Source organism: Amycolatopsis sp. NBC_00355 (assembly GCF_036104975.1).
GTDB lineage: Bacteria > Actinomycetota > Actinomycetes > Mycobacteriales > Pseudonocardiaceae > Amycolatopsis.
In genome coordinates, this window is sequence record NZ_CP107982.1 from 8,533,641 (window position 1) to 8,560,389 (window position 26,749).

The following is a 26,749-nucleotide window of genomic DNA, read 5'->3' on the forward strand; positions in this document are numbered from 1 at the left end:
AGACTGCGCCGACCCAGGTCGTGGCCGACCAGGCCATGCCTTCCCTAGCTTCGCCTCCCGCGAAGTGATCCGGGCCTGTCGCCGCGATCCGGCGACAGGCCCTGGTCGGCTCGCGAACGGGCCTGTCGCCGATTGCTGGCGGCAGGCCCGTTCCGCGTGTCGCCGATTGCCGGCAACAGGCCCGTTCCGCGCATTGCCGAAGGCCGTCGGCGGGCCTGCTCCGTGTGTTGCCGATCTCCGGCGACAGGCTCGTCCGCGATCAGCCGACGGTGAGCGTCAGCTTCCCGCCCGGGTGCCCGCCTTCGCTCTCGATCTGGGCCGCGGCCGCGTCGGCGAGCGGGTAGCTCTTGCCCTGCGCGATGGTCACCCCGCGGTCGGTCACCCAGCCGGCGATCCCCTCCAGGACCTCGCGCGACTGCTCGCCGCCGCTGGAGAAGGTCAGCCCCAGCTCGAACGCCGCGGCGTCGGCGATCGTGACGATCCGCTCCTGCGAACCCCGCAGCTCGACCGAGCCCGGCAGGACGCCGTGCCCGGAGGTGTCGAAAACGGCGTCGACCGAGCCCGATGCGGCTTCGCGGACCCGCTCCACCCAGCCGTCGCCGTACGGGACCGGGATGACGCCGAGCGATTTCAGGTCGTCGAGGCTCCGGCTGCCACCGGTGCCGATGACGGTCAGCCCCTTCGCGACGGCGGCCTGCGCCGCGAACCGGCCCACCGTGCCACTGGCGCCGTGGATGAGCAGCGTCTCGCCTTCGCGGACATCGAGCAGGTTCAGGACGCGAAGGGCCGTCTCACCAGCGACCGGCAATGCCGCGGCGTCTGCCCACGAGAGGCCTGTGGGCTTCGGCGCAAGCGTTTTCGCCAAGGCGTATTCGGCGTAGGCGCCCGTCTCGGACCAGCCGAAGACCTCGTCGCCCACGGAGAAGCCGGCGCCCTCGCCGACGGCGTCGACGACCCCGGCCACCTCGAGCCCCGGAGTGTGGGGGAAGTCGACCGGGAAGTTCTGCGCCATCCCGCCACTGCGGATCTTCCAGTCGATCGGGTTGATCCCGGCGGCCCGCACAGCCAGCCGCACCTGCCCGAGACCGGGCTCCGGCACCGGAACCTCGGACAGCTTCAGGACGTCCGGTCCGCCGTACTCGGCGAAGGTGATCGCTCGCATGGTGTCGTCTGCGCTCCTCGTTTTCGGGACCTTCGATGCTCGAATGTCCTCGTCACCGAGTCAACTCGCCCGCCGGGCACACCGAACCACTCGGACGAGCAGTGTTCACTAGCCGGACGAGCAGGCCATCTACGTGCGAGCGCGCCTACTTTGGAGCCATGGACGCTTCCTGGTCGGATCCGCGACACGTGCTCGACGTCGTCGAACGGCTGTTGTCGGCGCCGCGCCCCCAGCTGCTCACCCAGTTCTCCATCGAGCTGGGGAAGCTGATCCCGCACCGCGCCGCGGCGATGCAGACGGGCGACTGCCCGCGCAGCCCGTTCAAGGTCGTCGGCGACCCGGCAATCGCCCAAGCGGTGACGAGCGTCGAGCTGCAACGGCTGGTCGACCGCAGCGAGCCGGGCACCGCGCTGGTTGTCGAGGGCGTCCTGGGCGGCATCGAATGCCCTCTCGTCCTGCTCGCGTCGTCACCACCGGTCGGCAAGGGCGCGGTGCTGGCCGTGGCGCTCTCGGCCCCGGAGCCACCGGCCGCCGAGCTGGAGCTGGCCGCCCGGCTGTGGCACATCCTCAGCACGGACGCGGGCCAGCGTGCGACCGACCCGGGTCCGGAGGTCCTGGCCAGCAACCTCGCCGCGGCGACCGCGCGGGCCCAGGCGATCACCGACCTCGGCCAGACCCACGCGACGACCCTGTCGACCCTCCTGGCGGTGCTCCGATCCGGCCGGCTCCCGGACGCCGCCGCGCGCCGGACGGCGGTCGACCTGGCCGCCGACGCGCTGCTCGAGCTCAAGGGCGTCGTCGACCGCGACCAGGCCATGTCCGTGGAGTCGGCGGGCGCGGCGTTCGCCGTGCTCAAGGACCAGCTCGCCGACCTGGCGCGCCACACGGACGTCCACGTCGACCTGGTCGGTCCGGTCGGCGAGGGCTCGCTCGCGCAAGACATCGCCCACACGGCCCGGACGTTGACCCGCGGCCTGGTGCTCGCCGCCCTAAACCGCCCGGCGACCACGCGCCTGCGGGCGTCCTGGCGCCTGGACGGCTCGGTCGTCCGCATCACGGTCCGCGACGACAGCCCCGAGGTCGCCGCGGCTGTCCCGGCGGGCGGCCTGACCGAACGGCTCACCACGCTGGGTGGTCACTGGGAGGTCGACGCCGTCCCGGGCTGGGGGACGACGGTCACCGCCGTCCTGCCCCTCGGCGTGGCCGAACCGCCGGAACTGCGCCCGCTCGACCGGCTCAACCCGCGCGAGATCGAGGTGTTGTCGGGAATCTCCCAGGGCCTGCGCAACCGGCAGATCGCCGAGCAGTTGCAGCTCAGCGAGCACACGGTGAAGTTCCACGTCCGCAACATCCTCGACAAGCTGGACGTGACCTCCCGCGGCGAGGCCGCCGCCCTCGCTCGCGACCTGCGCCTGGAGCCGGCGACGCGCCACTCCGCGTGAAATCGGCTTGACCTCCAGCGGGCTGGAGGTTGCACGCTGCTGATCATGACCTCGACCATCGACCCCGCGCCCGTCCGCCGCAGTGTGCTCTGGAGCCCGGAACACCGGCTGACGACGATCGCGCTGCTGCTCGTGGTCACCCTGGTCGCTTTCGAGAACATGGGCGTCGCGACGGCGATGCCGACCCTGGTCGCCGACCTGCACGGGCTGTTCCTGTACTCGTGGCCGTTCACGATCTTCCTGATCTCCAGCGTCGTCGCCACGGTGTTGTCGGGCCGCATCGGCGACCGCCGCGGCCCAGCACCGGCCCTGCTCGCAGGCCCGGCATTGTTCGCAGCCGGCCTCCTCGTCGCGGGAACGGCGACGGGTATGCCAACTCTCCTGCTCGGCCGCGCCCTGCAGGGCTTCGGATCGGGACTGCTCCTGGTTTCGGTCTCGCTCCTGATCGCCTTGACGTTCACCGACCACGAACGCCCGGTGATCTACGCCGCGAACGCCGCTGCCTGGGTCCTGCCCGCGGTCATCGGCCCGTCCGTGGCCGGATTCCTGACCATCAGCGTCGGCTGGCGCTGGGTGTTCCTGGGCTTGGTCCCGCTTGTGGTCGTGGGCGTGGCCATGTTGTTGGTGGTCGTCCGCCGCCTGCCCGCGCACGTCCCCGCCGCGGGCGGCCCCCGCGCAGGCGTTTTCCAAGCGCTCATCGCCGCCCTGGGCATTGCCGCCCTGACCTGGGCCGCGCAGCACCAGTCCCTCCTCGCCCTCGGCTACGGCACAGTCGGGCTGGTAGCCCTCGGCTACGCCCTCCGCAAACTGCTCCCGACGGGGGCACTGACCTCTCGCCGAGGCCTCCCCACGGTCGTCGTCTCCCGCGCGTTGATCGCGGGCGCATACGCCGGGATGGAGGCATACCTGCCCCTGACGATGAGCGCGGTCCACGGCTACAGCCCGGCCCTCGCCGGCTTGCCCCTGACGATCACGGCACTGGGCTGGTCCGCGGCATCTGCCGCCCAGGGCCGCTATGTCAACTGGTCGAGGGAGGCATCCCTACGCACCGGATTCTGGCTCGTCGCGGCCGGCTTAATCTGCTTCGGGCTGGTCTCACAGCCCTGGTTCCCCGGCTGGACGGCCTTCGTGGCCTGCGCGGTCGGCGGCGCGGGAATGGGGATCGCGATGCCCGCGACCTCGGTCCTCCTGCTCCGCTACTCGCCCGAGGGCGAGCGGGGGTTCAACACCTCGGCGATGCAGCTCGCGGACTGGGTCGGCTCGGCGCTGCTCATCGGCCTGGGTGGCGTCCTTCTCGGCGTGGTCGGCTCCGTTCTCGACCCGTCGCCGGCGATGGCCCTGCTCACGGTCGCCTCGGTAGGGCTCGCCCTCCTGGGCGTCCGGCTGACCGGGCGCTGGCCGTCGAAGGTGTGACAGCCCACTTCGAGGGTCAGGGTGCGCTTCGTCACGCGCTGGAGCGGACTACCCTGAAGGGGCGATGACCTATCTCGACCACGCGGCGACCACACCGATGTTGCCCGAAGCCATAGCGGCGATGACCGAGGCGCTGTCCACCGTGGGCAACGCCTCGGCGCTGCATTCCTCGGGCCGTCGAGCCCGCCGGATGGTCGAGGAAGCCCGAGAGACCATCGCCGACGCACTGGGCGCCCGCCCATCCGAAGTGATCTTCACCGGCGGCGGCACCGAGAGCGACAATCTCGCACTCAAGGGCATCTACTGGGCTCGTCACGACGAGCAGAAGCAGCGCCGTCGCATCTTGTGCGGTGCCGCCGAACACCACGCGGTGCTCGACACGGTCGAGTGGCTCGAGGCCCGCTGCGATGCCGAGATCACCTTGCTGGATGTGGACAGCCAGGGCCGGGTGTCGCCCGACGTCCTGCGCGCCGCCATCGCCGCGGATCCCGAAAGTGTCGCGCTGGTGACGGTGATGTGGGCCAACAACGAGGTCGGCACGATCAACCCGATCGCCGAACTGGCCGCCGTGTGCGCCGAGTTCGACATCCCGCTGCACACAGACGCGGTCCAGGCGGTCGGCGCTGTCCCGGTCGACTTCGCCGCCAGCGGCGCAGCTGCGCTCACGTTCACGGGCCACAAGCTCGGTGGCCCGTTCGGTGTGGGAGCCCTCCTGCTCGGTCGCGACGTGACATGCGTGCCTCTGCTGCACGGTGGCGGCCAGGAACGCAGCGTCCGCTCCGGCACCTTGGATGTCCCGGCGATCGTGGGGTTCGCGACTGCTGTCCGGACCAGCATCTCCGCCCGGGCCGAATATGCGAAGCGCGTCGAGGAACTGCGCGAAGGGCTCATTGAAGCGGTCCGCCGAGAGGTGCCCGACGCCGTCCTCAACGGTGAAAAGGGCGAACGGCTCCCCAGCCATGTTCATTTCACGTTCCCCGGATGCGCCGGCGACAGCCTGCTGATGCTGCTCGACGCCAAGGGCATCGAGTGCTCGACAGGATCCGCGTGCACTGCAGGCGTCGCCCAGCCGAGCCACGTGCTTCTCGCCATGGGCGCTGACCCTGCCGCTGCTCGCGGTTCGCTCAGATTCTCTCTCGGCCACACGTCCACCGCCGCCGACGTCGAGGCAGTCGCAGCCGAGATCGGCGGAGTAGTTACACGCGCGAGGCAAGCCGGACTTGCCGGAATGCGCAAGCAGACCCAGAAGCAAGAGGTGTAAGGCAATGCGGGTTTTGGCCGCGATGAGCGGGGGAGTGGATTCGGCGGTCGCCGCGGCGCGCGCGGTTGATGCCGGGCACGATGTCGTCGGCGTGCATTTGGCCCTGTCGGCCAAACCTGGCACCCTGCGCACCGGTTCGCGCGGGTGCTGCACGATCGAAGACTCGCACGATGCCCGGCGAGCTGCTGACATCCTCGGTATCCCGTTCTACATCTGGGACTTCGCCGAGCGATTCACCGAAGAAGTCGTGGAGACGTTCGTCGGCGAGTACGCCGCCGGCCGCACGCCGAACCCATGTGTCACCTGCAATGAGAAGATCAAGTTCGAAGCTCTCCTCGAAAAGGCGATGGCACTCGGCTTCGACGCGGTCGCAACCGGCCATTACGCACGTCTGTCCGTAGTTGATGGTGTGCCGGAGCTGCGCCGCAGCGCGGACAGCGGTAAGGACCAGTCATACGTACTTGCCTCTCTTACTGCGGAGCAGCTCAGCCACGCGATGTTCCCGCTCGGCGACTCTTGGAAGACCGAGGTGCGGGCCGAGGCAGAACAGCGAGGATTGTCCGTCGCGAACAAGCCGGACAGTCACGACATCTGCTTCATTCCGGACGGCGACACCAAGAAATTCCTCGAGAACCGGCTGGGGCAGCGTCCGGGCGAGCTCGTCGACGCGGAAACCGGCGCGGTACTCGGCCGGCACACCGGTGTACACGGTTTCACTGTGGGGCAACGCAAGGGCCTTGGTATCGAAGCTCCGGCGCCTGACGGGCGTCCTCGCTACGTCCTGTCCCTGGAGCCGGTGTCCGGTTCCGTCAAGGTCGGTTCCGTGGCCGACCTCGGGATCGACGTGATCGACGCCGACCGCGCGATCTGGCCCAGTGGTCGTCCGCTGACGGAGCCGACTGAGTGTGTGGTCCAGGTTCGGGCTCACGGCGGAATCGTCGACGCGGTCGCCGAGGTGGACTCGGACACCATGACGGTGCAGCTGCGTGAACCTTTGCGTGGAGTCGCTCCTGGTCAGGTCGTCGTGCTTTACCGACCGGACTCTGACGGCGGCGATATCGTCTTGGGTAGTGCGAAGATCTCAGGCACGCGCTGACCTCGTCATTTCCGCGGCTTTTTCGAGGACCGGTTCGCTCGTCGGTGGATCGGATGCATTGATGGCGGTGTTGTCGAGCGAACCCTGCCGGTCGGCGTCGCAACATTCACGGTCCCGTCGGGAGCTACCTCGTAGGCCCACCCCGGCTGGCTCTTCAGCTTGCGGTGGCGAGAGCAGAAGGTGACTGGCTGGTGCGCGACCGCTTCAGCCTTGCCTGACGCGCGAGTCGGTTCGATCCCGCAACTCTGGGCAGGCCGCGTGCACCCGGGCTGTCGGCATTCCTGATCGCGGACGCGGATGAACTCGTCCTGCGCCTGTTCGAGCGGATAACGCGTCGGCGAGAGCTCGACCACTTGGCCAGTGCGCGGGTCGGTGAGAACTCGCCGCAACGTCGTGTCGGGCCCGCTGATGATGTTGCGGGCGACCGCGGGGGCGATCGGGCCCCGGCCGGCCAAGGTCGCCGGGAGATCGTTCAAGCTCAGATAGGTGGCCAGGTCGATGTGCAAGAACACCTCGGCCCGCACGCTCGGCCCACCTGTGCCGCTCAGCAGCAGATCCATTGCGACGTCAGCTCGGAGCTGGTCCAGCGTTCGTGCTTCTTCGGGAGTCTTCAGAGCGCGAGCCGCCCGATCGATGCGGGCGTAGGCTGCGGTCGCCTTCTCGGTTGGAGCGTTGTTGATCGACAGATGGGTCACCGCGGCGTCTTGGTGGTGCAGGGCGAACCGTCGTTCGGTGAGTTTCTGCTCGGTGCGGCTCGCAGCACCTACCGGGTCGGCTTTCGCAGCGGCATAGGCAGCCGCCCGACGGACCTGGGTGGCGTTCCGTCCGGGAACCCGGTCTTCGAGTGCTTCGTCGACGATGCGCACGTAGTCACCGGAAACCCAAGCGGTCGCGTCCGTGACCTTCATGGCGCGATAGAGGTCCAGCCTGCCGTCGTCCATGAGGTTGAGCATGCGGGGAAGCCGGGCGATCAGCGCGTTGGCCGCGGAAACAATGGTGCCGGCACGGTGTTCCGTTATGGACAGGGCCAAGGCCACTTCGGAAGCCGTGCTGGGTGACCGTCTCCGGCGCACGCTGAGGTCCGCGATCGCTCTCAGTTGAAGTGCTTGCAGCTTGGAGATCTCGGCATCGGTGTCGCGTATCAGGTCGACGACCTGGTCGTCTTTCAAGCACTGCAACGTATCCGGGTTCGCACGAACCGACTGCAGCATGAAGGGAGGCTTGTCCTTGGCATTCCGGGAATCGGTTGCAGGGTCGAGTTTGCGAAGTGGGCGCGAAGGTGACATGAGCGGACCGTACGGCAGTTTTCGGCGAAATTGCGGCGGAGGGCACGAACGGGCCGTTCGTGCCCTCCGTGGCTTGACTTGCCGAGAGGGATTCGGGAATGGTCGACGTATGTTGACCTATGGTGTGCCGGCGTCGAAGGAGCAGTGACCCGCACTTTGTCCTATGTGGATGGTCGAGTCGTCCGGTTTTCAGAGGTTCAACTTGAACCCCGTGTGGCTCGGCTCGAAACCGAGGCGCTCGTAGAACCGGTGTGCCTGCGTTCTGGAGGTGTCCGACGTGAGCTGCACAAGGGCGCACCCGCGCCGCCGCGACTCGTCGATCGCCCAGCGAAGAAGGTCGGCACCGAGGCCGGAGCCCCGATGATCGGCCCGGACCCGGACGGCCTCGACTTGGCCACGAAGTGCTCCGCGCCTCGCCAGGCCGGGAATGACGGTCAGCTGCAGGGTTCCGACAGCCTCGTCATCGGCCACGACAACGACCAGGAGCTGGCTGGGGTCCTCATCGATAGCGTCGAATGCCTGCAGGTACGGGGCAAGATCGGCTGGGTCGTCGCGGGTCGCGCCGAGCTGGTCGTCCGCCAGCATGTGCACTATCGCTTCGACGTCGTCACGCCGTGCTGTGCGGATGGTGTAGTCGGTCACGCCGCCAGTATCACAGTGCGCGCGTGAACCCTTGATAGCTGTGTTCGAACCCGAAACGCGCGTAGAACTCTCGCAGGTCGGCGCGGGCGAGCCCGGAGTCCAGGTGGAGGCGGGTGCAACCACGTCGGCGGGCCTCGTCGACACCCCAGCTCAGAAGCGCGCTCGTCACCCCTCGCCGGGAGGCGCGGATGCCTTCCAGCAGACCACGGGTGGCGCCGTCCCAGGCCAGACCACGCATCACCGTCAGTTGAGCAGATCCAACGATGCCCTTGTCGGCCTCGGCGACGACCAGCGTGACGTGCGGGGTGCTCGTGAGCTCGTGGAGTGCGGTTGCCAGCGGTCCGCCTGGTGCGTCGAACAAGCGCGCGAGCGCCTCGATGTCCGCCGCCCTGGCACGCCTGATGACATCCATTGCACCCAGTATGCAGGAAGTACTCAGGGCACCGTGTAGTGCAGGACTCCGTCGATGGTCTGTGCGGTCAATTTGCCCTGCGAAGCCAGCAGGTCGAGATGTGCCGCGGTTTCCAGGACCGCGAGCATCTGGTTGAACGAGTCCATTTCGGACAGCTTGCGCTTTCGGCGGGTCCAGCCGACTCGGTGCGCGGCCTCGAACGCCGTGCTCGCGCCGGCGGCGATCTGCCCGCCCATGGTTTCGAGGCGTTCACGATGGTGTTCCAGCAGTTCGTCGACGCGAGTGTGCACGCTCTCCGACACCGGGCCATGAGCGGGAAGCATGCGGCGGTCAGGCATGGAGCGCACCAGACGCAGCGAATCCATGAAGTCGTTCAGAGGTAATTCGGCCGGCACCGGCTGGAATCCGATGGACGGGGTGATGTGCGGCAGGACGTGGTCACCGGAGAACAGCAGATCGGCCGTATCGTCGACGAAGACGACGTGTCCGCTCGTGTGTCCCGGTGTGGCGACGATGTCGAACTCGCGCCCCGGCATGATCGATCGACGTCCCGGCGTCAGCCACTCGTCAGGTGCTTCCCAGAGATCGGCTTCCCGGTGGCGCCGGTTGGTGCCGAACTCGCGGCCCAGTGCTTCGACTACCTCGCCGGCGCCGGCCTTGAACAGGAGGTCGACCTGGGCTTCCATCGGCAGCCGGTCGGGGTTGCCCGAAACCTTCAGCGATGGCTCTTCGTCTTGGCCGAGCGCGATCTTCGAACCGAACTCACGGCGGAGTACTACCGCTTGCGAGTAGTGGTCGCGGTGGATGTGGGTCACGAGGAACTCGCTGACGTCGGCGAGTTCGGCGCCGATCCCGCCGAGGGCGTCCGTCAGCTGTTGGCGGGCGACGTCGAGGGCCCAGCCGGAGTCGACCAGGACCAGCTTCTTGCCGTCGGTGACCGCGTAGACGTTCACTGCGCGCAGACCGTCGTTGGGCAGCGGCAGCGGGATTCGGTAGACGCCCGAAGACACCTCGTAGATCCCGGGTTCGGTCCAGATCCGGTCGCTGCTTTCCGGCAACGGTTCCACGGTGACCTCCGTCCCGGCGAGACTCCGGCGTCCCGGCCTTTCTTCACCCTGAGCTGTGCCGGGCCCGCTGTCCACCTGGAGAAGATGAGACGCCGGTCACTAGATCAGTTGGTGTCCTGCTTCAGGGCGGTGTCGATCGTGAGGGCCGCGGCGACCACCATGCTGGCCAGGGGATCCGGTAACGGATGAGGAATCTCGACCACGTAGTTGTCGGCCGTGGTGAAGGCGGCCTTGATGAAGCCACCCCAGGTCTTGGTCACCCGGGCGACCTCGGTGCCGGCGTGGTCCCGGATCGAGAAGTTCCAGGCCCGCCAGTTCTCGGCGAAGATCCCGCCGACCGAACGTCCGTCGACGACAAAGCCGAAACGGATCTTCCCGAAGACGTTCTCCTGGACGATCTCGCCGATCGGGGACTCGTCGGCCCGGGTGACGAGGAATCGGGACTTGAACACCTTGGCCGGCCGCGTCACCTTCAGCACCGTGCTGTGATTGGCGTCGCGGACTTCGAACTTGTGGGTCAGGAACTGGTCGTAGTTGGTCAGGAGCCTGATCGCCTTCTTCAGCGTGCTCTGACCGACCTCGACGACGCCGCCGATCCGGGTCCCGTTCTGGTCGAAGACGCCGAACTCGTTGGCCATCTCGATCAGCTTGGCGCGCTGGTTCACGACCAAGACCGGCTCGGTGAACAACGTCCCACCGCCGTTGCGCGTGCTGCCGTCGCGGCCGCGGGTGGCGCGGTTGACCTGGTTCTGGATTCGCGACGGGTCGTGCGCGCGTTCGATGTCCAGCTCGATCGGCTCGGAGTCGCTTGGCAGTGGCTGGTGGGCCGGACGTGTGTTGGCGGTCCAGGCCTGACCGTCCCACCAGCGGTGCAGCCGCGGGTCCCGCGCGTCGGGGTACCAACCCGGTTGCGGTGGCGAACTCGTCATGACCGGGCAGCCTATCCGCGCGGACGCGCCCACGGGCCAGGTAACGGGAAATGCGGCGTATGTCTGCCTCCGCGGGGTGCTGTGCGGTGGCCCGGTCGGCGTCGGCGGCCGATGGTCGACCACAATCCGGGGTTGTGAGCGAACGAGTTTGGCCCAGCGGCGCCGCGACGGCGATCGGCTCGATGCCCGGCACGGACCCCGTGGAGGCAGCGGCGGTCGTGTTCGGCGAGCTGCCGGACTTCCCGCACCTGCCGGAATTGCCGGCCCGCGGCGTCGGGGCGGACATGCTCGGCCGGACGGCGGCGCTGCTGGTGGACCTGGCCGTCGAGGTTGTGCCCAGCGGCTACCGCGTCGCGGCTCGGCCGGGGCACGAACACCGCCGGGCCGTCGACCTGCTCCGCTGGGACCTGGACGCGGTGCAGGAAGCCAAGGAGAAGGCCGGGGTCACGCCACCGGTCTTCAAAGTCCAGGTCGCCGGGCCGTGGACGCTCGGCGCCGGGATCGAGCTGCCCCGCGGCCACCGGGTGCTCACGGATCGCGGCGCGCTGCGGGACTTCACGTCGTCCCTGCTCGACGGCCTCGCCGAGCACGTCGCGGAGGTCCGGTCCAGGACTGGCGCGCCCGTGGTCGTGCAGTTCGACGAGCCGTCGCTGCCCACGGTGCTGGCCGGTGGGCTGTCGACGCCGTCCGGCTACGGGAACGTCGCGGCTGTGCCGGAACCCGAAGCCCGTGACCTGCTCGCCACTGTCATCGAAGGCGCGCGCACGATCACTGGTCAGCGCGTGATCGTGCATTGCTGCGCCCCGAAACCACCGCTCGGGCTGCTGCGCGAGGCCGGCGCGGACGCCTTGGCGTTCGACCTCCGGGCTCTCGACGGCTCGTCCGCCGCGTTCCTCGACGAGATCGGCGAGGTGTGGGACGGCGGGGCGACGCTGTTCATGGGCGCGATCCCGACCACCGCCCCCTCCGCGCCGCTGAGCCTGAAGGACGTCGGTGAAGCGCCGTTCCGGCTGGCGAGCCGGCTCGGCTTCAACCACAGCGTCCTGGCCGAACGCGCCGTGCCGACCCCCGCCTGCGGTCTCGCCGGCGCGACACCGGACTGGATGCGCCGGGCTCTCGCGCTGTCGCGCGACCTGGGCAAGGCCTTCGTGGAGCCACCGGAAGGGTGGTGACGGAATCCGGCAACTCGCCGACGTCGGCGCGGCACGCCAAGTAGCGTGTCGGGGAAGCCGACCGAACGAGGATCACCGATAGCCATGCGCCTGTTCCGCCGCAAAAGCACCGCCGCCGATCCGCCCGACCCGCGCACCGCGTGGCCGGAGCAGCGCGTGCCGGAGGACCCGGCGGTCGCCGCGGAGACGTTCTGGCAGGGCTGGTACGACCTGCTCCCGATGGTCAGCGCGGCGCTCGGCGAGGGCGAGCCGCACCGGGTCGAACACGAGCTCTGCCAGTTGGTCGAGGCCCTGCACCCGCGGCTGCACTTCTCGCTCGAACGTGGTCGCCGGTCGATCTACGCCCTGGTCGTGACGGGTCAGGAGGACCCGGAAGTGCGGCCGTACACCGACGCGTGGCGGGCCGCCGCGCCGCCGGACGACGCCATCTGGGAGTACCACGACTCGGTCCCGCCGGTGCCCGATCCGACCGAGGTCACCGTCAACCTCGGCGAGCACCGGATCTCGCTGGCCGACGTCCGGGTCGTCGCGCAGGTGGACGAGGACGTCGTCGACGTCGCCGTCTTCCACCCCGGGTTCCGGGATCTCGACGAGGCCGCGCGGCTGACCATGACGTTCTTGCCGCTCGACGCCACATTGGGCGAACGGCTGGCGGCTGAACGACTACGGCGTGTCGAGACTGCGGAGACCGAGCCGTCGGGCGCGATCACCCTTTTGGAGTTCCGTGAACTGGTTCGCGGGCTCGACGCCGGGACGCCCGGAAATGTCGGTGCCGCCGACTAGGCTCACCACCTGTGAGCAGCACAGACCTTCCCCAGGACCAGATCGCGGCGGTGGACGCCCCGGAGGCCGCCGAGGACGTCACCGACGTCCCGGCCGACGTGCGTGAGCGCCACAGCGCGCTCGCGGAAGAACTTCGCAACCACCAGTTCCGCTATTACGTCCTGGACTCGCCGATCGTCTCCGACGGGCAGTTCGACGAGCTCCTCGGAGAGCTGCAGGCGATCGAAGACGCGCACCCGGCGCTGGTCACGCCCGAATCGCCGACCCAGCGGGTCGGGGGCACGTTCTCGACCGAGTTCACCGCGTACGACCACCTCGAGCGCATGCTCAGCCTGGACAACGTGTTCGACCGGGACGAGTTCCTGGCGTGGGTCGAACGCGTCGAGAAGGAGGTCGGGCGCACCGAGTTCCTGGCCGAGCTGAAGATCGACGGCCTGGCGATCAACCTGCTGTACGAAAACGGCCACCTCACCCGGGCGCTCACCCGGGGTGACGGCCGCACGGGTGAGGACGTGACGCTGAACATGCGCACGCTCGAGCAGGTTCCCGAGACGCTCACGGGCACCGATCAGTTCCCGGTGCCCGCGCTGGTCGAGGTGCGTGGCGAGGTCTTCTTCCGCGTCGAGGACTTCCTCGAGCTGAACGCGAAGATGGTCGAAGCAGGCAAGCCGCCGTACGCGAATCCGCGCAACACGGCGGCTGGGTCGCTGCGGCAGAAGGACCCCAAGATCACGAAGGAACGCCGGCTTCGGCTGATCTGCCACGGGCTCGGCAAACGCCGGGGGTTCGAGCCGGGGCGCCAGTCCGAGGCGTACGACGCGCTGGCCGCGTGGGGCCTGCCGGTGTCGCCGCACAGCAAGGTCCTGACGACGGCCGAGGAACTCACCGAGCACATCGCCTACTGGGGCGAGCACCGGCATGACGCCGAGCACGAGATCGACGGCGTCGTCATCAAGGTCGACCAGGTGTCGCTGCAGCGGCGGCTGGGCACGACATCGCGGGCACCGCGGTGGGCGATCGCGTACAAATACCCGCCCGAAGAGGCGATCACCACGTTGCTGGACATCCAGGTCGGCGTCGGCCGCACCGGGCGCGTGACGCCGTTCGCGGTCACCGAGCCGGTCACGGTCGCGGGGTCGACCGTCGCGCGCGCCACCCTCCACAACGGGGAAGAGGTCAAACGCAAGGGTGTGCTGATCGGCGATCGGATCGTCATCCGCAAGGCCGGCGACGTCATCCCCGAGGTCCTCGGGCCGGTGGTGGACGCGCGCACGGGCGACGAGCGCGAGTTCGTCATGCCCACCCATTGCCCGGAATGCGGCACCGAGCTCGCCTACCAGAAGGAAGGCGACAAGGACATCCGCTGTCCGAACACCCGGTTCTGCCCCGCGCAGCTGCGGGAGCGGCTCTTCCACCTGGCCGGCCGCGGCGGCTTCGACATCGAAGTCCTCGGCTACGAGGCGGCGGTCGCGCTGCTGGACGCGAGGGTGGTCGCCGATGAGGGTGACATCTTCGACCTGAACGAGGACAGCCTGTCCGAGGTCGAGCTCTTCCGCACCAAGGCGGGCGAGCTGTCCGCCAATGCGCGAAAGCTGCTCGCCAACCTCGACGCGGCAAAGGACCGGCCGCTGTGGAAGGTGCTCGTCGCGCTGTCGATCCGGCATGTCGGACCGACCGCCGCGCAGGCGCTGGCTCGCGAGTTCGGCTCGGTCGAGCGGATCGAAGAGGCCACCGAAGAGGAGCTGTCGGAGGTCGACGGCGTCGGCCCGACCATCGCGCGCGCGACCCAGGAGTGGTTCGAAGTCGACTGGCACCGCGAGATCGTCGAAAAGTGGCGACGTTCCGGCGTGCGGATGGAAGAGGAGCGCGACGAGTCGATCCCACGCAACCTCGAAGGCTTGTCGATCGTGGTGACGGGCTCGCTCGACGGGTTCTCCCGCGACGAGGCCAAGGAGGTCCTGATGGCCCGCGGCGGCAAGGCGGCCGGGTCGGTGTCGAAGAAGACGGCGTTCGTCGTCGTCGGGGACTCGCCTGGTTCGAAATACGACAAGGCGGTCCAGCTGAAGGTGCCCGTGCTCGACGAGGCCGGCTTCCGCGTCCTGCTGGCGCAGGGGCCCGAGGCGGCGCGGGAGGTGGCGCTGCCGGTGGGCGACGAAACCGCCGAGAACGAGTCTGGAGAGACGGATGGGTGACGTCGAAATCCGGCCACCGCGGCCGGAGGAGTACTTCGCGGCGGGCGAGGTCACGGTCCAGGCCTACGACGTGGATGGTCATCTGGCCGACGACGTCGGCTACGACGCGGAACTGCGTGACATCGCGCGCCGGGTCGAGCTGGCCGAAGTGCTCTTCGCCGTCGATGAGGCCGGGGACGTCCTCGGTTGCGTGACGATCGTCCAGCCGGGCTCGGCTTATGCGGAGATTTCGCGCCCCGGCGAGCTGGAGTTCCGGATGCTCGCCGTGGCGCCGTCGGCGCGTGGCCGCGGTGTGGGGGAGGCGCTCACGCGGGCCGTGCTCGATCGCGCGCGGGCGCTGGGGCTCCGCAGGGTGGTGCTGAGCAGTCTGGACGGGATGCGCGCGGCGCACCGGCTCTATGAACGCCTCGGGTTCACACGCCTGCCCGAACGCGACTGGCGGCCGTTCCCGCACATCACGTTGATCGCGTACCAGATCGACGTCTGACCGGGCGTTCGTCCGCTAGGTCGTGGGCGACGCGGGTCCGTTGCCGAAAGGGGCGACGTCTCGAGGGAGACGTCGCCCCTTTTCGACAATTGCGCGGTCGGCCCGGTATGGGATCGCCGCGAGGATCCGGCACGGAATGCCGTCGCCGAAATCGGCCGAAGGGCGATCAGGCCGCCTGCTGTCGACGGCAGAGCAAGACCACCCGGCCGGGTGGGATGCCGTCGTCGGATTTCGGACTACGCGGTCAGCCGTCGAGGACGACCGCGACGATTCCGGCCAGGTGAGCCAGCCGCGCGACTTCGGCGGCGCGGAAGTTCGGTCCGCCGGGGCGGGCCACCAGCAGCGCCCTGCCCGGCTTGCCCAGTGGGGTCGCGGCCAGCTCGGTGCCCAGTTCCTTCCACGTTTCCGGGATCCAGGCTTCCTCGCTGTCGAGCACCGTCGCGCGCCCGAGCGGCAGCCAGGGCAGGTCTGTGATGGGGGTCTCCGGGGCGGCACTCGACGACGCCAGCCGGACGGCGCCGGTCTCGGCGTATTCGACGACCATCGCCCAGCCCGCGCGCACGATGCGGGGCACGCCCTCGGCCAGGATGTCGAGACCGGTCTTCGGCCGCGCGGCTATCTCTTCGACGAGTTCGAGCTCGCGGTGGGTGTCGAGCACGCCCGCGTACGGGCGGACCGCGTCGACTTCGACGCCTTCGACACTCTCCGCCGCTGTGATCAGCGCATCGGGGAGACGGCCCGAGGGGAGCTCGACGACCAGGTCGTCCACCGCCACTCCGGTGCCGCGTTCGACGACGTCCACGCTGAGTATGTCGGCGCCTACCGTGCCGAGCGCCGTGGCGACCGCGCCGAGGGTTCCCGGGCTGTCCGGAAGGAGGACCCGGATCAGGAACGACACCACGCGCCCCTCTCACCTCTGGCGTCCCATCCTTGCCGTGGGACGCTCGATGCCGGTCGCCGATTGTGACAGACCCACCCGGCTCGCGGGACCCACTGTCCGCCGGGCGGGACGTCGGTGTCGCCGGACGGCACTCGGTTTGCGCCGGGCGTAACCCAGTCGAGTCCGCCCACGCCGCCACCATAGACTTGCAGCTTCCGAGACAACCCGCACAGCACAACCCGGGAGTCACCCGCGTGCCCAACATTTCCCGAGACGAGGTCGCGCACCTCGCGAAGCTGGCCAGGCTGGCCGTGACCGACGACGAGATCGACGTCTTCGCCGGCCAGCTCGACCAGATCCTGGACTCGGTGGCCAAGGTGAGCGAGGTCGCCGCCGAGGACGTGCCGCCGACGTCGCACGCCGTGCCGCTGACGAACGTCTTCCGGCAGGACGTTGTCCGTCCCGGGCTCACCCAGCAGCAGGCCTTGGCCGGTGCGCCGGCCGCCGAAGAGGGCCGGTTCCGGGTGCCGCGGATTCTGGGGGAAGAGCAGTGACCGAGCTGATCAAGCTGACCGCCGCGGAACTGGCGGAGAAGATCCACACGCGCGAGGTGTCCGCGGTCGAGGTCACCCAGGCCCACCTGGACCGGATCGCCGAGGTGGACGACCACGTCCACGCGTTCCTGCACGTCGACACCGAGGGCGCGCTGGCCGCGGCCAAGGCCGTCGACGAGGGCATCGCCGCAGGCCAGGCGCCCGTGTCGCCGCTGGCCGGCGTGCCGCTCGCGCTGAAGGACGTCCTCACCACCGAGGGCATCCCGACGACGTGCGGGTCGAAGACCCTCGAAGGCTGGATCCCGCCGTACGACGCGACGGTGACGCGCAAGCTGCGCGAGGCCGGTGTCGTCATCCTCGGCAAGACCAACATGGACGAGTTCGCCATGGGGTCGTCGACCGAGAACTCGGCGTACGGCCCGACGCACAACCCGTGGGACCACGCCCGCATCCCGGGCGGTTCCGGCGGTGGCTCGTCGGCGTCCATCGCGGCCTTCGAAGCCGCGCTGGCGATCGGCACCGACACCGGCGGCTCGATCCGGCAGCCCGGCTCGGTCACCGGCACCGTCGGCGTCAAGCCGACCTACGGTGGCGTGTCGCGCTACGGCCTCGTCGCGTTTTCGTCGTCGCTCGACCAGGCCGGGCCGTGCGCCCGCACGGTGCTCGACGCCGCGCTGCTGCACGAGGTCATCGCCGGGTACGACCCGATGGACTCGACGTCCATCGACGCGCCGGTCCCGCCGGTCGTCGCGGCGGCCCGCCAGGGTGCGAACGGCGACCTGTCCGGCGTCCGCGTCGGCGTGGTGAAGGAGTTCGGTGGCGACGGCTACCAGCCGGGTGTGCTGCGGTCCTTCCAGGCCGCGGTCGACCAGCTGCGTGCGCTTGGCGCCGAGGTCGTCGAGGTTTCCTGCCCGAACTTCACCTACGCGCTGCCGGCGTACTACCTGATCGCGCCGAGCGAGTGCTCGTCGAACCTCGCCCGGTTCGACGCCATGCGCTACGGCCTGCGCGTCGCCGACGACGGCACGCACAGCGCCGAAGAGGTCATGTCGCTGACGCGCGAAAAGGGCTTCGGCGCCGAGGTCAAGCGGCGGATCATGCTGGGCACGTACGCGTTGTCGTCCGGCTACTACGACGCCTACTACGGCTCGGCGCAGAAGGTCCGCACGCTGATCACGCGTGACTTCGCCTCGGCCTTCGAGAAGGTCGACGTCCTCGTCTCGCCGACCACGCCGACCACGGCGTTCAAGATCGGCGAGCGCGTCGACGACCCGATGGCGATGTACCTCGCCGACCTGTGCACGATCCCGTCGAACCTGGCCGGCAACGCCGCGATGAGCGTGCCGAGCGGCCTGTCCGACGAGGACGGCTTGCCGGTCGGCCTGCAGATCATGGCCCCGGCGCTCGCCGACGACCGGCTCTACCGGGTCGGCGCCGCGTACGAGGCCGCCCGCGACGCCGCTGCCGGTGGCTCGCTGGTCCACAAGGTCCCGGAGCTGGGAGGAACGAAGTGACTGCCGTGGCCGAGTTGATGGACTACGCCGACGTCATCGAGCGCTTCGACCCCGTGCTCGGGCTCGAGGTCCACGTCGAGCTCAGCACGAACACCAAGATGTTCTGCGGGTGCGCCAACGAGTTCGGCGGCGAGCCGAACACGAAGGTCTGCCCGACCTGCCTCGGCATGCCGGGCGCGCTGCCGGCGGTGAACGGCAAGGCCGTCGAGAGCGCGATCCGGATCGGCCTCGCGCTGAACTGCGAGATCGCCGAGTGGTGCCGGTTCGCCCGGAAGAACTACTTCTACCCGGACATGCCGAAGAACTTCCAGACCTCGCAGTACGACGAGCCGATCGCCTTCAACGGCTACCTCGACGTCACGCTCGACGACGGCGAGGTCGTGCGCGTCGAGATCGAGCGCGCGCACATGGAAGAGGACACGGGCAAGTCGCTGCACGTCGGTGGCGCCACCGGCCGGATCCACGGTGCCGAGCACTCGTTGCTCGACTACAACCGGGCCGGCGTGCCGCTGATCGAGATCGTCACCAAGACGATCGAGGGCACCGGCGAGCGGGCTCCCGAGGTCGCGCGGGCGTACGTGTCCGCGCTGCGTGATCTGCTGCGCGCGCTCGACGTGTCCGACGTCCGGATGGACCAGGGCTCGCTGCGCTGCGACGCGAACATCTCGCTGATGGCGAAGGACGCGACCGAGTTCGGCACCCGCACCGAGACGAAGAACGTCAACTCGCTGCGCAGCGTCGAGCGCGCGGTGCGGTACGAGATGACCCGGCAGGCGGCGATCCTCGCCGACGGCGGCACGATCAAGCAGGAGACCCGGCACTTCCAGGAGGCCGACGGCTCGACGTCGCCCGGCCGCACCAAGGAGACCGCTGAGGACTACCGGTACTTCCCGGAGCCCGACCTGGTCCCGATCGCGCCGTCGCGCGAATGGGTCGAGGAGCTGCGCGGGACGCTGCCGGAGATGCCGTCCGAGCGTCGCAAACGGATCCAGCAGGAGTGGTCCCTTTCCGACGAAGCCCTGCGTGACCTGCTGAACGTCGGTGCGGTGGACCTCGTCGCGGCCACGGTCGAGGCCGGCGCGAAGCCGGACGAGGCGCGTGGCTGGTGGGTCAACACCCTCGCCCAGGAGGCCAACGCCCGCGAGGTCGAACTGGCCGACCTGGCGATCAGTCCGGCCCAGGTGGCCGAGGTCATCGGGCTGGTGACGTCCGGCGAGCTGACGAACAAGCTGGCCAAGGAAGTCGTCCAGGGCGTGCTCGCCGGCGAGGGCTCGCCGCGCGAGGTCGTCGAGAAGCGTGGGCTGAAGGTCGTCTCGGACGACTCGGCTCTGCTCGCGGCGATCGACCAGGCCCTGGCGTCGCAGCCGGACGTCGCGGAGAAGATCCGCGGCGGCAAGGTGGCGGCGGCCGGCGCGATCGTCGGCGCGGTCATGAAGGCGACCAAGGGGCAGGCTGACGCGAAGCGGGTCCGCGAGCTGATCATCGAACGCGTCGGTTCCTGACCGCTTTCATGACACAGCCGTTTTCCGTCAAGAGCGTCACCTGGCGCGAGTGGCTCGGCCTGGCGGCCGGGCTGCTCGCGCTGGGTTCGACGTTCCTGCCGTGGACCACGCTCAGCACCAACAAGCCGGACATCGAGGTCATCCTTTCGCAACTGCCGCACGACCAGGTCGTCCGCGACGCGTGGGACTCGAGCTTCTTCGCCTGGTGCCCGCCGCTGCCGTTGCTGCTGGCCGGACTGGTCGTGGTCGCTTTCGGGCGAGTCCGGACCGTGCGGGTCAGTGGCCTGCCGCACCTGTGGCTGGTGGTCGCCGCGGCGTCGGTGCTGTTGATGGTGATCGGCTGGCTCACGCTCGACTGGGAGTTCGACGCCGACCAGCGCGGCATCTTCGAAGCTGCCGGCATCGCCATCGGCCCGGGCTTCGGCCGGTTCCTGGGGATGTTCGCCGCGCTCGGGTCCGGGGTGGTCGCCTTCCTGGACGTGCGGGCGATGCGCGCCGAAGGCAAGCAGCCGCGGAAGCGCAGTCTGCGAGACAAGAACCGCTGATTTGGTGGAAGGCCGACCGGTGACATCGCCTCGTCGGCTGGTCTTGCCGATCACGAGTTGGCTGTCGCGGCGCTGAACGCCGAAACGTCGGGCGGTCGGCGAGTGCAAGATCAGCTGATCTACCTGACTTCAGTTTGCGGTGATGAGGGCGCTGATCTGTCTGCAGTCGGCCTGTGGCGGCGAGGTTCGCTGGTCTGACCGACGTTGGTTTGTGGCCAAGCCCGCTCGACGTGATGCGTGACAGCAAAGCCTGCTGGTCTTGGTTCGCGATGCTGCCTGCGGTGGCAAGAGTCTCTACGTGCAGCGGCCGGGCTGGCCGCCTTTGTGCGAGATCTCGTCCGTTCCGGTTGAGCCCCCGGCGCTGACAACGTTGACAGCGCGGCGGCCTGTTGCGCGAGAAAGCGCTTTCTGCGACGGTCGAGAAGTCGCGCTCGGGGCATCGGCGCGCGCGGAGGTCGTCTTGTGGACATCGCCGGCGAGCGGAGGGGGTCCGGGATTGCGCAGCGGAAAGCGCTTACGGGTGGCCGTCGTCGGAGCCGGCGGGATCGCGAAAAGTCACTGGGCCGCATACGAAGCCCATCGCGATGACGTCGAAGTGGTGGCCGTCGCGGACGTCGATGGAGCGCGCGCCGCCGCGTTCTGTGCCGAGGCCGCGAGCGCCAAGCCGTATCAAGACCTCGACACACTGCTAGCTGAGCAGGAACCTGACCTCGTCTCGATCTGTACTCCGCCCGGACTGCACGTCGAGCAGGTCAGGAAGGTTCTCGAGAGCGGCGCCTGGGCGTGGTGCGAGAAGCCGCCCTGCCGGTCGCTCGCCGAGTACGACGAGATCGCCGCCGTCGAACGGGATGGCGGGCCGTACGCCTCCTTCGTCTTCCAGCAACGGTCCGGTTCGGCCGCCGGGCACTTCCGGACGTTGCTCGCGGACGGGGAGCTCGGCCGTCCGCTCGTCGCGCACTGCCAGACGACCTGGTACCGCGACGCCGACTACTACGCCGTGCCGTGGCGGGGGAAGTGGGCGAGCGAGGGCGGCGGTCCGGCCATGGGGCACGGGATCCACCAGATGGATTTGCTGCTCCACCTGCTCGGCGACTGGGCCGAGGTGCGGGCGATGACCGCGCGGCTGGTGCACGACGTCGAGACCGAGGACGTCTCCACCGCGCTCGTCCGGTTCGAGTCGGGCGCGCTGGCGACCGTCGTCAACAGCGTGCTGTCCCCGGACGAAGTGAGCCGGATCCGGATCGACTGCGAAAACGCGACCGTCGAGCTCACCCACCTCTACGGCTACAGCGGCAAGGACTGGCGCTACACCCCGGCGCCGCACGTGGTCGCCGATCGGACGACGCGCTGGTCCAGCCCGCCCGGCGACGTCGCCAGTTCGCACACCGCCGCGTTCGCGCCCGTCCTGGCCGCGTACCGGGCCGGTCGGCGGCCGCCGTGCAGCGGGGATGACGGGCGGCGCGTGCTGGAACTCGTCGCGGCGCTCTACAAGTCGGCCTCCACCGGGACCGGGGTGCGCCGGGGCGAGATCGGGCCGGGTGACGACTACTACCGGTCGATGGCCGGCGTCAGCCAGGGAGTGGAGACGAAATGAGCGCGGCGATCACCGTCACCCACCGGCACGGCGACCACGTCGCCGTCGAGGCCGGCGGAGTCCAGTTGATGTCCTATGTGTACAAGCCCGACCCGGTGGCCTACGAGTCCCGCAAGCCCTACACCCACCCGCTGCGCACCCTCGGTGGGCGGCGCGTCAGCGGGTACCGCCCCGCCGACCACCGTTGGCACAAGGGCCTGCAGATGACGTCGAGCCACCTGTCCGGCCAGAACTTCTGGGGCGGCCACACCTACGTACCCGGCGATTGGTACCAGGACCTGCCCGATCGTGTCGGCTCGATGCGGCACGACGCGTTCGCCGGATTCACCGTCGACGGTGACCGGCTGACCTTCACCGAGCAGCTCACCTGGGTCGCCAACAGTGGTGAGGAGTGGGCTCGGGAGCGGCGCGACATCGTCGTCCACTCGGTCGAGCCGGACGAAGGCGCCTGGGCCATCGACTGGGCGATCGAGCTGACCAACATCCGTGACACCCCGCTCGCGTTCGGCAGCCCGACCACCGCCGGCCGCGAGATGGCCGGGTACACCGGGCTGCACTGGCGTGGGCCGCGCGAGTTCAGCGGTGGCCGCATCCTCGGACCCGGTGAGCTGGGCGGCGAGGAGATGATGGGCCTGCAGGCGCCCTGGCTGGCCTTTGTCGGCGAACACGACGACGTCGACGCGCATTCGACGCTCGTGTTCGCGCACGCGCCGGAGAACGACGGCGCGATCCACGAGTCGCACTGGTTCGTCCGTTCCCGGGACACACCGACCGTGGCGATCTCGTGGGCGTTCTTCGAAGAATTCTCCCTGCCACCGGGGGAGAGCTTCTCCTACCGCTACCGGGTGGTCGTCGCCGATGGGGCCTGGGACCGCGAGCGCGTCACCGCCTACCTCGGCACGCACGGGTTCTGAAGGGCAAGCCATGGACGAATTCCCTCTTCCGGGTGGCATTGGTGTCTCCCACCTGCGCGCTTACGACTGGGCGGCGGCGGACGGCGTCTGCGGTGGCAGCCCGCACCTGCACCTCGCTTGCACCGAGGCGTACGTCGTCACAGGTGGGCGCGGCGCGGTGCAGACGTTGAGTGTCGGCGGCTATGCCGAGACGCCGTTGGAGGCCGGGGTCATCGTGTGGTTCGCGCCGGGCACCGTGCACCGGATGGTGCAGGGCGGCGACCTGCGCGTCACCGTGCTCATGCAGAACAGTGGCCTGCCCGAGGCCGGTGACGCCGTGTTCACTTTTCCGCCCACGGTGCTCGACGACCCTGCCGCGTACGCCGAGGCCGCAGCGTCGCCGAAAACCGACGACGCCGCCCGGCAGCGCCGTGACCTGGCGATTCGCGGCTACCTGCCGCTGCGGGAGGCGCTGCTCGACGGCGACCCGGAGCCACTGCGGGCGTTCCACCGGGCGGCGGTCGGGCTCGTCGCCCCGAAGGTCGGGGAGTGGGTGCCGCGGTGGCAAGCGGGGGCACTCAAAGCCGCGGAACTGACCGGCGCCCACCTCAAGGCGCTCGCCGACGGCGATGGGAGTCATCTCGAGCGGTCGGAGGTGCGGGTCGCGACGCCGTCGAACCCCGACGGCTACGGCATGTGCGGTCGGCGCGCCGAATACGACATCCCCGGGGTGACCGCGCCGTACGGCGGGGACGAAATCTCGACGTGGAAGGCCGGTAGTTGATGAACCAGACCATCGGAGTGCTACTCAACGGGGTCACCGGCCGGATGGGCTACCGCCAGCACCTGCTGCGGTCGGTGTTGGCGATCCGCGAACAGGGCGGAGTTTCGTTGCCGGACGGCACCCGCGCGCAGCTCGAGCCGATCCTCGCCGGGCGCAACGCCGTCAAGCTCAAAGAGCTCGCCGAGCGGCACGGCCTGACGTCGTGGACCACCGACGTCGACACGGCGTTGGAGGACGTGCAGATCTACTTCGACGCGCAGCTGACGTCGGCGCGCGAGCCGGCCGTGCGGGCGGCGATCGCCGCGGGCAAGCACGTCTACGCAGAGAAGCCGCTGGCCGACACGTTGACGGCGGCGCTGGAACTGGCGGGTCTCGCTCGGGACGCCGGGATCTGTCACGGCGTCGTGCACGACAAACTGTTCCTGCCCGGCCTGCGAAAACTGCGGCGACTGGTGGAAGGCGGCTTTTTCGGGCGGATCCTGTCCGTTCGCGGCGAATTCGGCTACTGGGTCTTCGAGGGCGACTGGCAGGATGCGCAGAGGCCGAGCTGGAACTACCGTGCGGAGGACGGTGGCGGAATCGTGCTGGACATGTTCTGCCACTGGAACTACGTGCTGGAGAACCTTTTCGGCCGGGTTTCGGCAGTGACCGCGAAAGCGACAACGCACATTCCGCGCCGCTGGGACGAGCAGGGAGAGGCGTACGCGGCAACGGCGGACGACGCCGCGTACGGCATCTTCGAGCTCGAGTCGGGGGCGATCGCGCAGATCAACTCGTCGTGGTCGGTGCGGGTCTTTCGCGACGAATTGGTCGAGTTCCAGGTGGACGGCACCGAGGGCAGCGCGGTGGCCGGCCTGCGGCGGTGCCGTGTGCAACACCGGTCGGCGACGCCCAAGCCGGTGTGGAACCCGGACCTGCCGGCGACCGAGGCGTTCCGGGACCAGTGGGCCGAGGTGCCGGACAACGCCGAGTTCGACAACGGGTTCAAAGCGCAGTGGGAGGAGTTCGTCCGGGACGTGGTCGCCGGACGGCAACACCGCTACGACTTCTTCTCGGCCGCGCGGGGACTGCAGCTCGCGGAGGCTGGACTGGCGTCGTCCGCGGAGGGACGGCGGGTCGAGTTGAAGCCACTGACCTGACCGGATGCCGCGGGGATTGTGGGCGGTGAAGTGACGACGGCCGGCTGAGGTGAGCGGCGGGTGCCGGCGACGTGGCTTGTGGGGCGACGACGCGGCTGATCTGTATCGGCGGGTCGCCGGCCGAGGCGAGGGGGCGCTGCTGGTGATGTGGTCGGTTGGCGACTATGCGGCTGACCCGGACCTGGCCGGTCGCCGGCCGAGGCGAGTGGACCCGCCACCGATGCCGTGGTCTGTTGGGCGACAAGGCGGATGGGCTGGGATCCGGTGGGCGTTGGCTGAGGTGGGTGGGCGCGGGTATGGGGGACGTGGTCTGTTGGGCGACTACGCGGTTGGGGCTGGGGCTGGCGGGCCACCAGACGGGCGTGCGGGCGCGGGTACTGGGCCGTAGTCGATGGGCGACCACGCGGGTTGAGCCGGGACTGACGAGTCATCGGCTGGGGCCGCTGATGGGCACCGATGGCGTGGTCGGCTGCGTGGCGAGGCCGCTCGGTTGGGTCGGGACGGCCGCCGGCTGGGGCAACGACGCCGACCGGGACCGCTGGTTCGACGCGGACGAGGCCTCGCCTAGGGATTCATCGACCACATCGTCGCCCGCGAACAGGCGACGGCCTGACTCTCTGCGCAGAGGCCGATGACGTGGTCGGCCGGACGACGACATGGCTGGACCCGAGGTCAGCGGATTGCCGGGCGCGGTCCAGGTGGTGTTGTAGCGGGAGCGACAACGACCGCGGCTCCAGTTGAGAAGTGGTCAGGTCAGCGGGACTGGTCAGTCCTTGCCGTTGCCGCCGCCGGAGGTGGCTGGGGTGATCAGGACCACTCGGTCGTCGCTCGAGACCGGGGTGCCGCCGTCCTTGTTGACCGTTCCCGCGACCGCCAGCTGCGGGTTGATCATGCTGATTCCCGCGAGGCGGCCGTACGTGATCGGGGGCTTGCCTGTCTTGCCGTCGAGGCTGACCGTCGGCTTGCCGCTGACCGCGCCCTCCGCCGTGACCGGGAGGTTCTGCAGGTTTCCGGCCAAGGACGTGCCCACCGAGACCGAGCCGTTGGCGTCGACGAAATCCGCGCAACCCGCTACGCCCGGCTTGTCCGGCCAGGTCCACGCCGGGGCCGTGAGTGGCCGGCCGCTCTGGATCCGGTACAGCGCGTCCTTGTCGGCCAGCCGGTCGGTGACCCAGACGCGGCCGCCGTCGGCCGAGGCGCACAGGCCGCCCGGGGCGTGGAGGCCGGACGCCACCGCCATGGCGCCGTTCGGGTTGCCCGCCGCGGCCTTGCCGGACGTGTCGATCCGCAGCACCTTGCCCGCCAGCGACGACGGGTCGGCCGCCGCGTTCGGGTTGCCCGCGTCGCCCGTCGCGACCAGGAGCGCGCCGCGGTTGTCCGTGCCCAGCGAGCCACGGTTGCCGGTCGCGCCCTTCGGGATGCCCGTGAGCACCGGCTTCGGCGTCTGGCCCTTCGCGAAGCGGACGACCCGGTTATCCGTCGCCGTCGTCACATAAGCGAACACGAGCTGGTCCTCGACGTACGACGGCGACAGCGCGAGGCCGGTCAGGCCGCCGTCGCCGGCCGCCTGGACGTCGAGCTTCGCGAACTCCGTGGCGTCCTTGCCCGCCGTGGCCAGCAGGACGCGGCCGCTCTTGCGCTCGCCCGCGAGCGCGCTCGGCGTGGAGCCGTCGCCCGGCAGACCGGCGACCGCGGCCACCGTGTCGAGGCAGGTCGCGATCACCGTCTGGTCGAAATCCTTGCAACCCTGCGGCGGCGGGATTGTCGTGGCCTGCTGACCTGGGCGGCTCTGCTGGCCGTCGCCGCCGGAGTCCGAGCCGGGGCCTTGGATCTCGGGCGGGGATTCGGGGCTGGCCACGGGTGCGGGGCTGAACGTCTGGCCCGCCGCGGTGTCGTCGAACCGCGCGCAGCCGGCGGGCAGCACGACGCCGCAGGCCAGGATCGCCAGCAGAGCCGACCGGTACCGGGTTCGCATGATCCCCCAGCCTAGGGGCCGGTAC

General features: G+C 69.5%; 24 protein-coding genes. 16 read left to right on the plus strand and 8 right to left on the minus strand.

Translation table 11 applies throughout. From position 1 onward, the window contains the following. Positions 1-259 precede the first annotated feature (259 nt). Complete coding sequence (locus OHS18_RS39405) at positions 260-1,162, minus strand: NADP-dependent oxidoreductase (RefSeq protein WP_328614222.1); 903 nt, start codon at positions 1,160-1,162, stop codon at positions 260-262. Positions 1,163-1,320: 158 nt separating this feature from the next. Between OHS18_RS39405 and OHS18_RS39410 the strand changes: the two genes are divergently transcribed. The 4 genes from OHS18_RS39410 to mnmA all read left to right on the plus strand — a co-directional run bounded on the left by OHS18_RS39410 (position 1,321) and on the right by mnmA (position 6,374). Beyond that, positions 1,321-2,604: a response regulator transcription factor gene (locus tag OHS18_RS39410; protein ID WP_328614223.1), complete on the plus strand. Its 1,284-nt coding sequence runs from the start codon at positions 1,321-1,323 to the stop codon at positions 2,602-2,604. A gap of 45 nt (positions 2,605-2,649) precedes the next feature. Continuing rightward, positions 2,650-4,017 (plus strand): MFS transporter, encoded by a 1,368-nt coding sequence (locus OHS18_RS39415; protein WP_328614224.1) that lies wholly within the window; start codon positions 2,650-2,652, stop codon positions 4,015-4,017. A gap of 64 nt (positions 4,018-4,081) precedes the next feature. Continuing rightward, positions 4,082-5,278, plus strand: a complete 1,197-nt coding sequence (locus tag OHS18_RS39420; protein ID WP_328614225.1) for a cysteine desulfurase family protein — start codon at positions 4,082-4,084, stop codon at positions 5,276-5,278. Positions 5,279-5,282: 4 nt separating this feature from the next. Beyond that, on the plus strand, positions 5,283-6,374 hold the full coding sequence (mnmA, locus tag OHS18_RS39425; RefSeq protein WP_328614226.1) for a tRNA 2-thiouridine(34) synthase MnmA: 1,092 nt from the start codon (positions 5,283-5,285) through the stop codon (positions 6,372-6,374). A 5-nt stretch (positions 6,375-6,379) separates the two neighbouring features. Here the strand turns inward: mnmA and OHS18_RS39430 are convergent, their stop codons facing one another. The 5 genes from OHS18_RS39430 to OHS18_RS39450 form a co-directional block, all read right to left on the minus strand. Then, positions 6,380-7,585 carry a DUF222 domain-containing protein gene (locus OHS18_RS39430; RefSeq protein ID WP_442875443.1) on the minus strand — a complete coding sequence of 402 codons (1,206 nt, stop codon included), beginning with the start codon at positions 7,583-7,585 and terminating at the stop codon, positions 6,380-6,382. Between the two features lie 264 nt (positions 7,586-7,849). Beyond that, the gene (locus OHS18_RS39435; RefSeq protein ID WP_328614228.1) at positions 7,850-8,302 is read right to left on the minus strand and encodes a GNAT family N-acetyltransferase; all 453 of its coding nucleotides are present in this window, start codon (positions 8,300-8,302) and stop codon (positions 7,850-7,852) included. A 10-nt stretch (positions 8,303-8,312) separates the two neighbouring features. Continuing rightward, positions 8,313-8,714, minus strand: a complete 402-nt coding sequence (locus OHS18_RS39440) for a GNAT family N-acetyltransferase (RefSeq protein WP_328614229.1) — start codon at positions 8,712-8,714, stop codon at positions 8,313-8,315. A 23-nt stretch (positions 8,715-8,737) separates the two neighbouring features. Then, positions 8,738-9,781, minus strand: a complete 1,044-nt coding sequence (locus tag OHS18_RS39445; RefSeq protein ID WP_328614230.1) for an MBL fold metallo-hydrolase — start codon at positions 9,779-9,781, stop codon at positions 8,738-8,740. Positions 9,782-9,885: 104 nt separating this feature from the next. Beyond that, entirely contained in the window at positions 9,886-10,710 is an 825-nt protein-coding gene (locus OHS18_RS39450) for a phospholipid scramblase-related protein (RefSeq protein ID WP_328443757.1), read from the minus strand. A gap of 134 nt (positions 10,711-10,844) precedes the next feature. Between OHS18_RS39450 and OHS18_RS39455 the strand changes: the two genes are divergently transcribed. From OHS18_RS39455 to OHS18_RS39470, 4 genes are all read left to right on the plus strand, one after another. Further along, complete coding sequence (locus OHS18_RS39455) at positions 10,845-11,882, plus strand: methionine synthase (RefSeq protein WP_328614231.1); 1,038 nt, start codon at positions 10,845-10,847, stop codon at positions 11,880-11,882. Positions 11,883-11,966: 84 nt separating this feature from the next. Beyond that, positions 11,967-12,665, plus strand: a complete 699-nt coding sequence (locus tag OHS18_RS39460; protein WP_328614232.1) for a hypothetical protein — start codon at positions 11,967-11,969, stop codon at positions 12,663-12,665. A gap of 11 nt (positions 12,666-12,676) precedes the next feature. Further along, a complete protein-coding gene (ligA, locus tag OHS18_RS39465; RefSeq protein WP_328614233.1) occupies positions 12,677-14,857 on the plus strand; it encodes an NAD-dependent DNA ligase LigA in 2,181 nt (726 codons plus the stop codon). After that, positions 14,850-15,344 (plus strand): GNAT family N-acetyltransferase, encoded by a 495-nt coding sequence (locus OHS18_RS39470; protein WP_328614234.1) that lies wholly within the window; start codon positions 14,850-14,852, stop codon positions 15,342-15,344. Before ligA ends, OHS18_RS39470 begins: the two co-directional genes overlap by 8 nt. 244 nt (positions 15,345-15,588) lie before the next feature. On the opposite strand, the gene OHS18_RS39475 is transcribed toward OHS18_RS39470, so the two are convergent. Then, positions 15,589-16,242, minus strand: a complete 654-nt coding sequence (locus tag OHS18_RS39475) for an amino acid-binding protein (RefSeq protein ID WP_328443744.1) — start codon at positions 16,240-16,242, stop codon at positions 15,589-15,591. 236 nt (positions 16,243-16,478) lie between these two features. Between OHS18_RS39475 and gatC the strand changes: the two genes are divergently transcribed. From gatC to OHS18_RS39515, 8 genes are all read left to right on the plus strand, one after another. Continuing rightward, on the plus strand, positions 16,479-16,778 hold the full coding sequence (gatC, locus tag OHS18_RS39480; protein ID WP_247061885.1) for an Asp-tRNA(Asn)/Glu-tRNA(Gln) amidotransferase subunit GatC: 300 nt from the start codon (positions 16,479-16,481) through the stop codon (positions 16,776-16,778). After that, on the plus strand, positions 16,775-18,292 hold the full coding sequence (gatA, locus tag OHS18_RS39485; protein WP_328443742.1) for an Asp-tRNA(Asn)/Glu-tRNA(Gln) amidotransferase subunit GatA: 1,518 nt from the start codon (positions 16,775-16,777) through the stop codon (positions 18,290-18,292). The genes gatC and gatA overlap by 4 nt, the downstream gene beginning before the upstream one ends. After that, on the plus strand, positions 18,289-19,794 hold the full coding sequence (gene gatB / locus OHS18_RS39490) for an Asp-tRNA(Asn)/Glu-tRNA(Gln) amidotransferase subunit GatB (protein ID WP_328614235.1): 1,506 nt from the start codon (positions 18,289-18,291) through the stop codon (positions 19,792-19,794). The genes gatA and gatB overlap by 4 nt, the downstream gene beginning before the upstream one ends. 8 nt (positions 19,795-19,802) lie before the next feature. Continuing rightward, positions 19,803-20,339 carry a hypothetical protein gene (locus tag OHS18_RS39495; protein ID WP_328614236.1) on the plus strand — a complete coding sequence of 179 codons (537 nt, stop codon included), beginning with the start codon at positions 19,803-19,805 and terminating at the stop codon, positions 20,337-20,339. 496 nt (positions 20,340-20,835) lie between these two features. After that, positions 20,836-21,933 carry a Gfo/Idh/MocA family protein gene (locus OHS18_RS39500; RefSeq protein WP_328614237.1) on the plus strand — a complete coding sequence of 366 codons (1,098 nt, stop codon included), beginning with the start codon at positions 20,836-20,838 and terminating at the stop codon, positions 21,931-21,933. Further along, entirely contained in the window at positions 21,930-22,847 is a 918-nt protein-coding gene (locus OHS18_RS39505) for a PmoA family protein (protein WP_328614238.1), read from the plus strand. Before OHS18_RS39500 ends, OHS18_RS39505 begins: the two co-directional genes overlap by 4 nt. A gap of 10 nt (positions 22,848-22,857) precedes the next feature. Further along, entirely contained in the window at positions 22,858-23,610 is a 753-nt protein-coding gene (locus OHS18_RS39510) for a cupin domain-containing protein (protein ID WP_328614239.1), read from the plus strand. Beyond that, positions 23,610-24,749 carry a Gfo/Idh/MocA family protein gene (locus tag OHS18_RS39515; protein ID WP_328614240.1) on the plus strand — a complete coding sequence of 380 codons (1,140 nt, stop codon included), beginning with the start codon at positions 23,610-23,612 and terminating at the stop codon, positions 24,747-24,749. The genes OHS18_RS39510 and OHS18_RS39515 overlap by 1 nt, the downstream gene beginning before the upstream one ends. 766 nt (positions 24,750-25,515) lie before the next feature. Here the strand turns inward: OHS18_RS39515 and OHS18_RS39520 are convergent. Beyond that, complete coding sequence (locus OHS18_RS39520) at positions 25,516-26,724, minus strand: PQQ-dependent sugar dehydrogenase (RefSeq protein WP_328614241.1); 1,209 nt, start codon at positions 26,722-26,724, stop codon at positions 25,516-25,518. Positions 26,725-26,749: the final 25 nt, after the last annotated feature.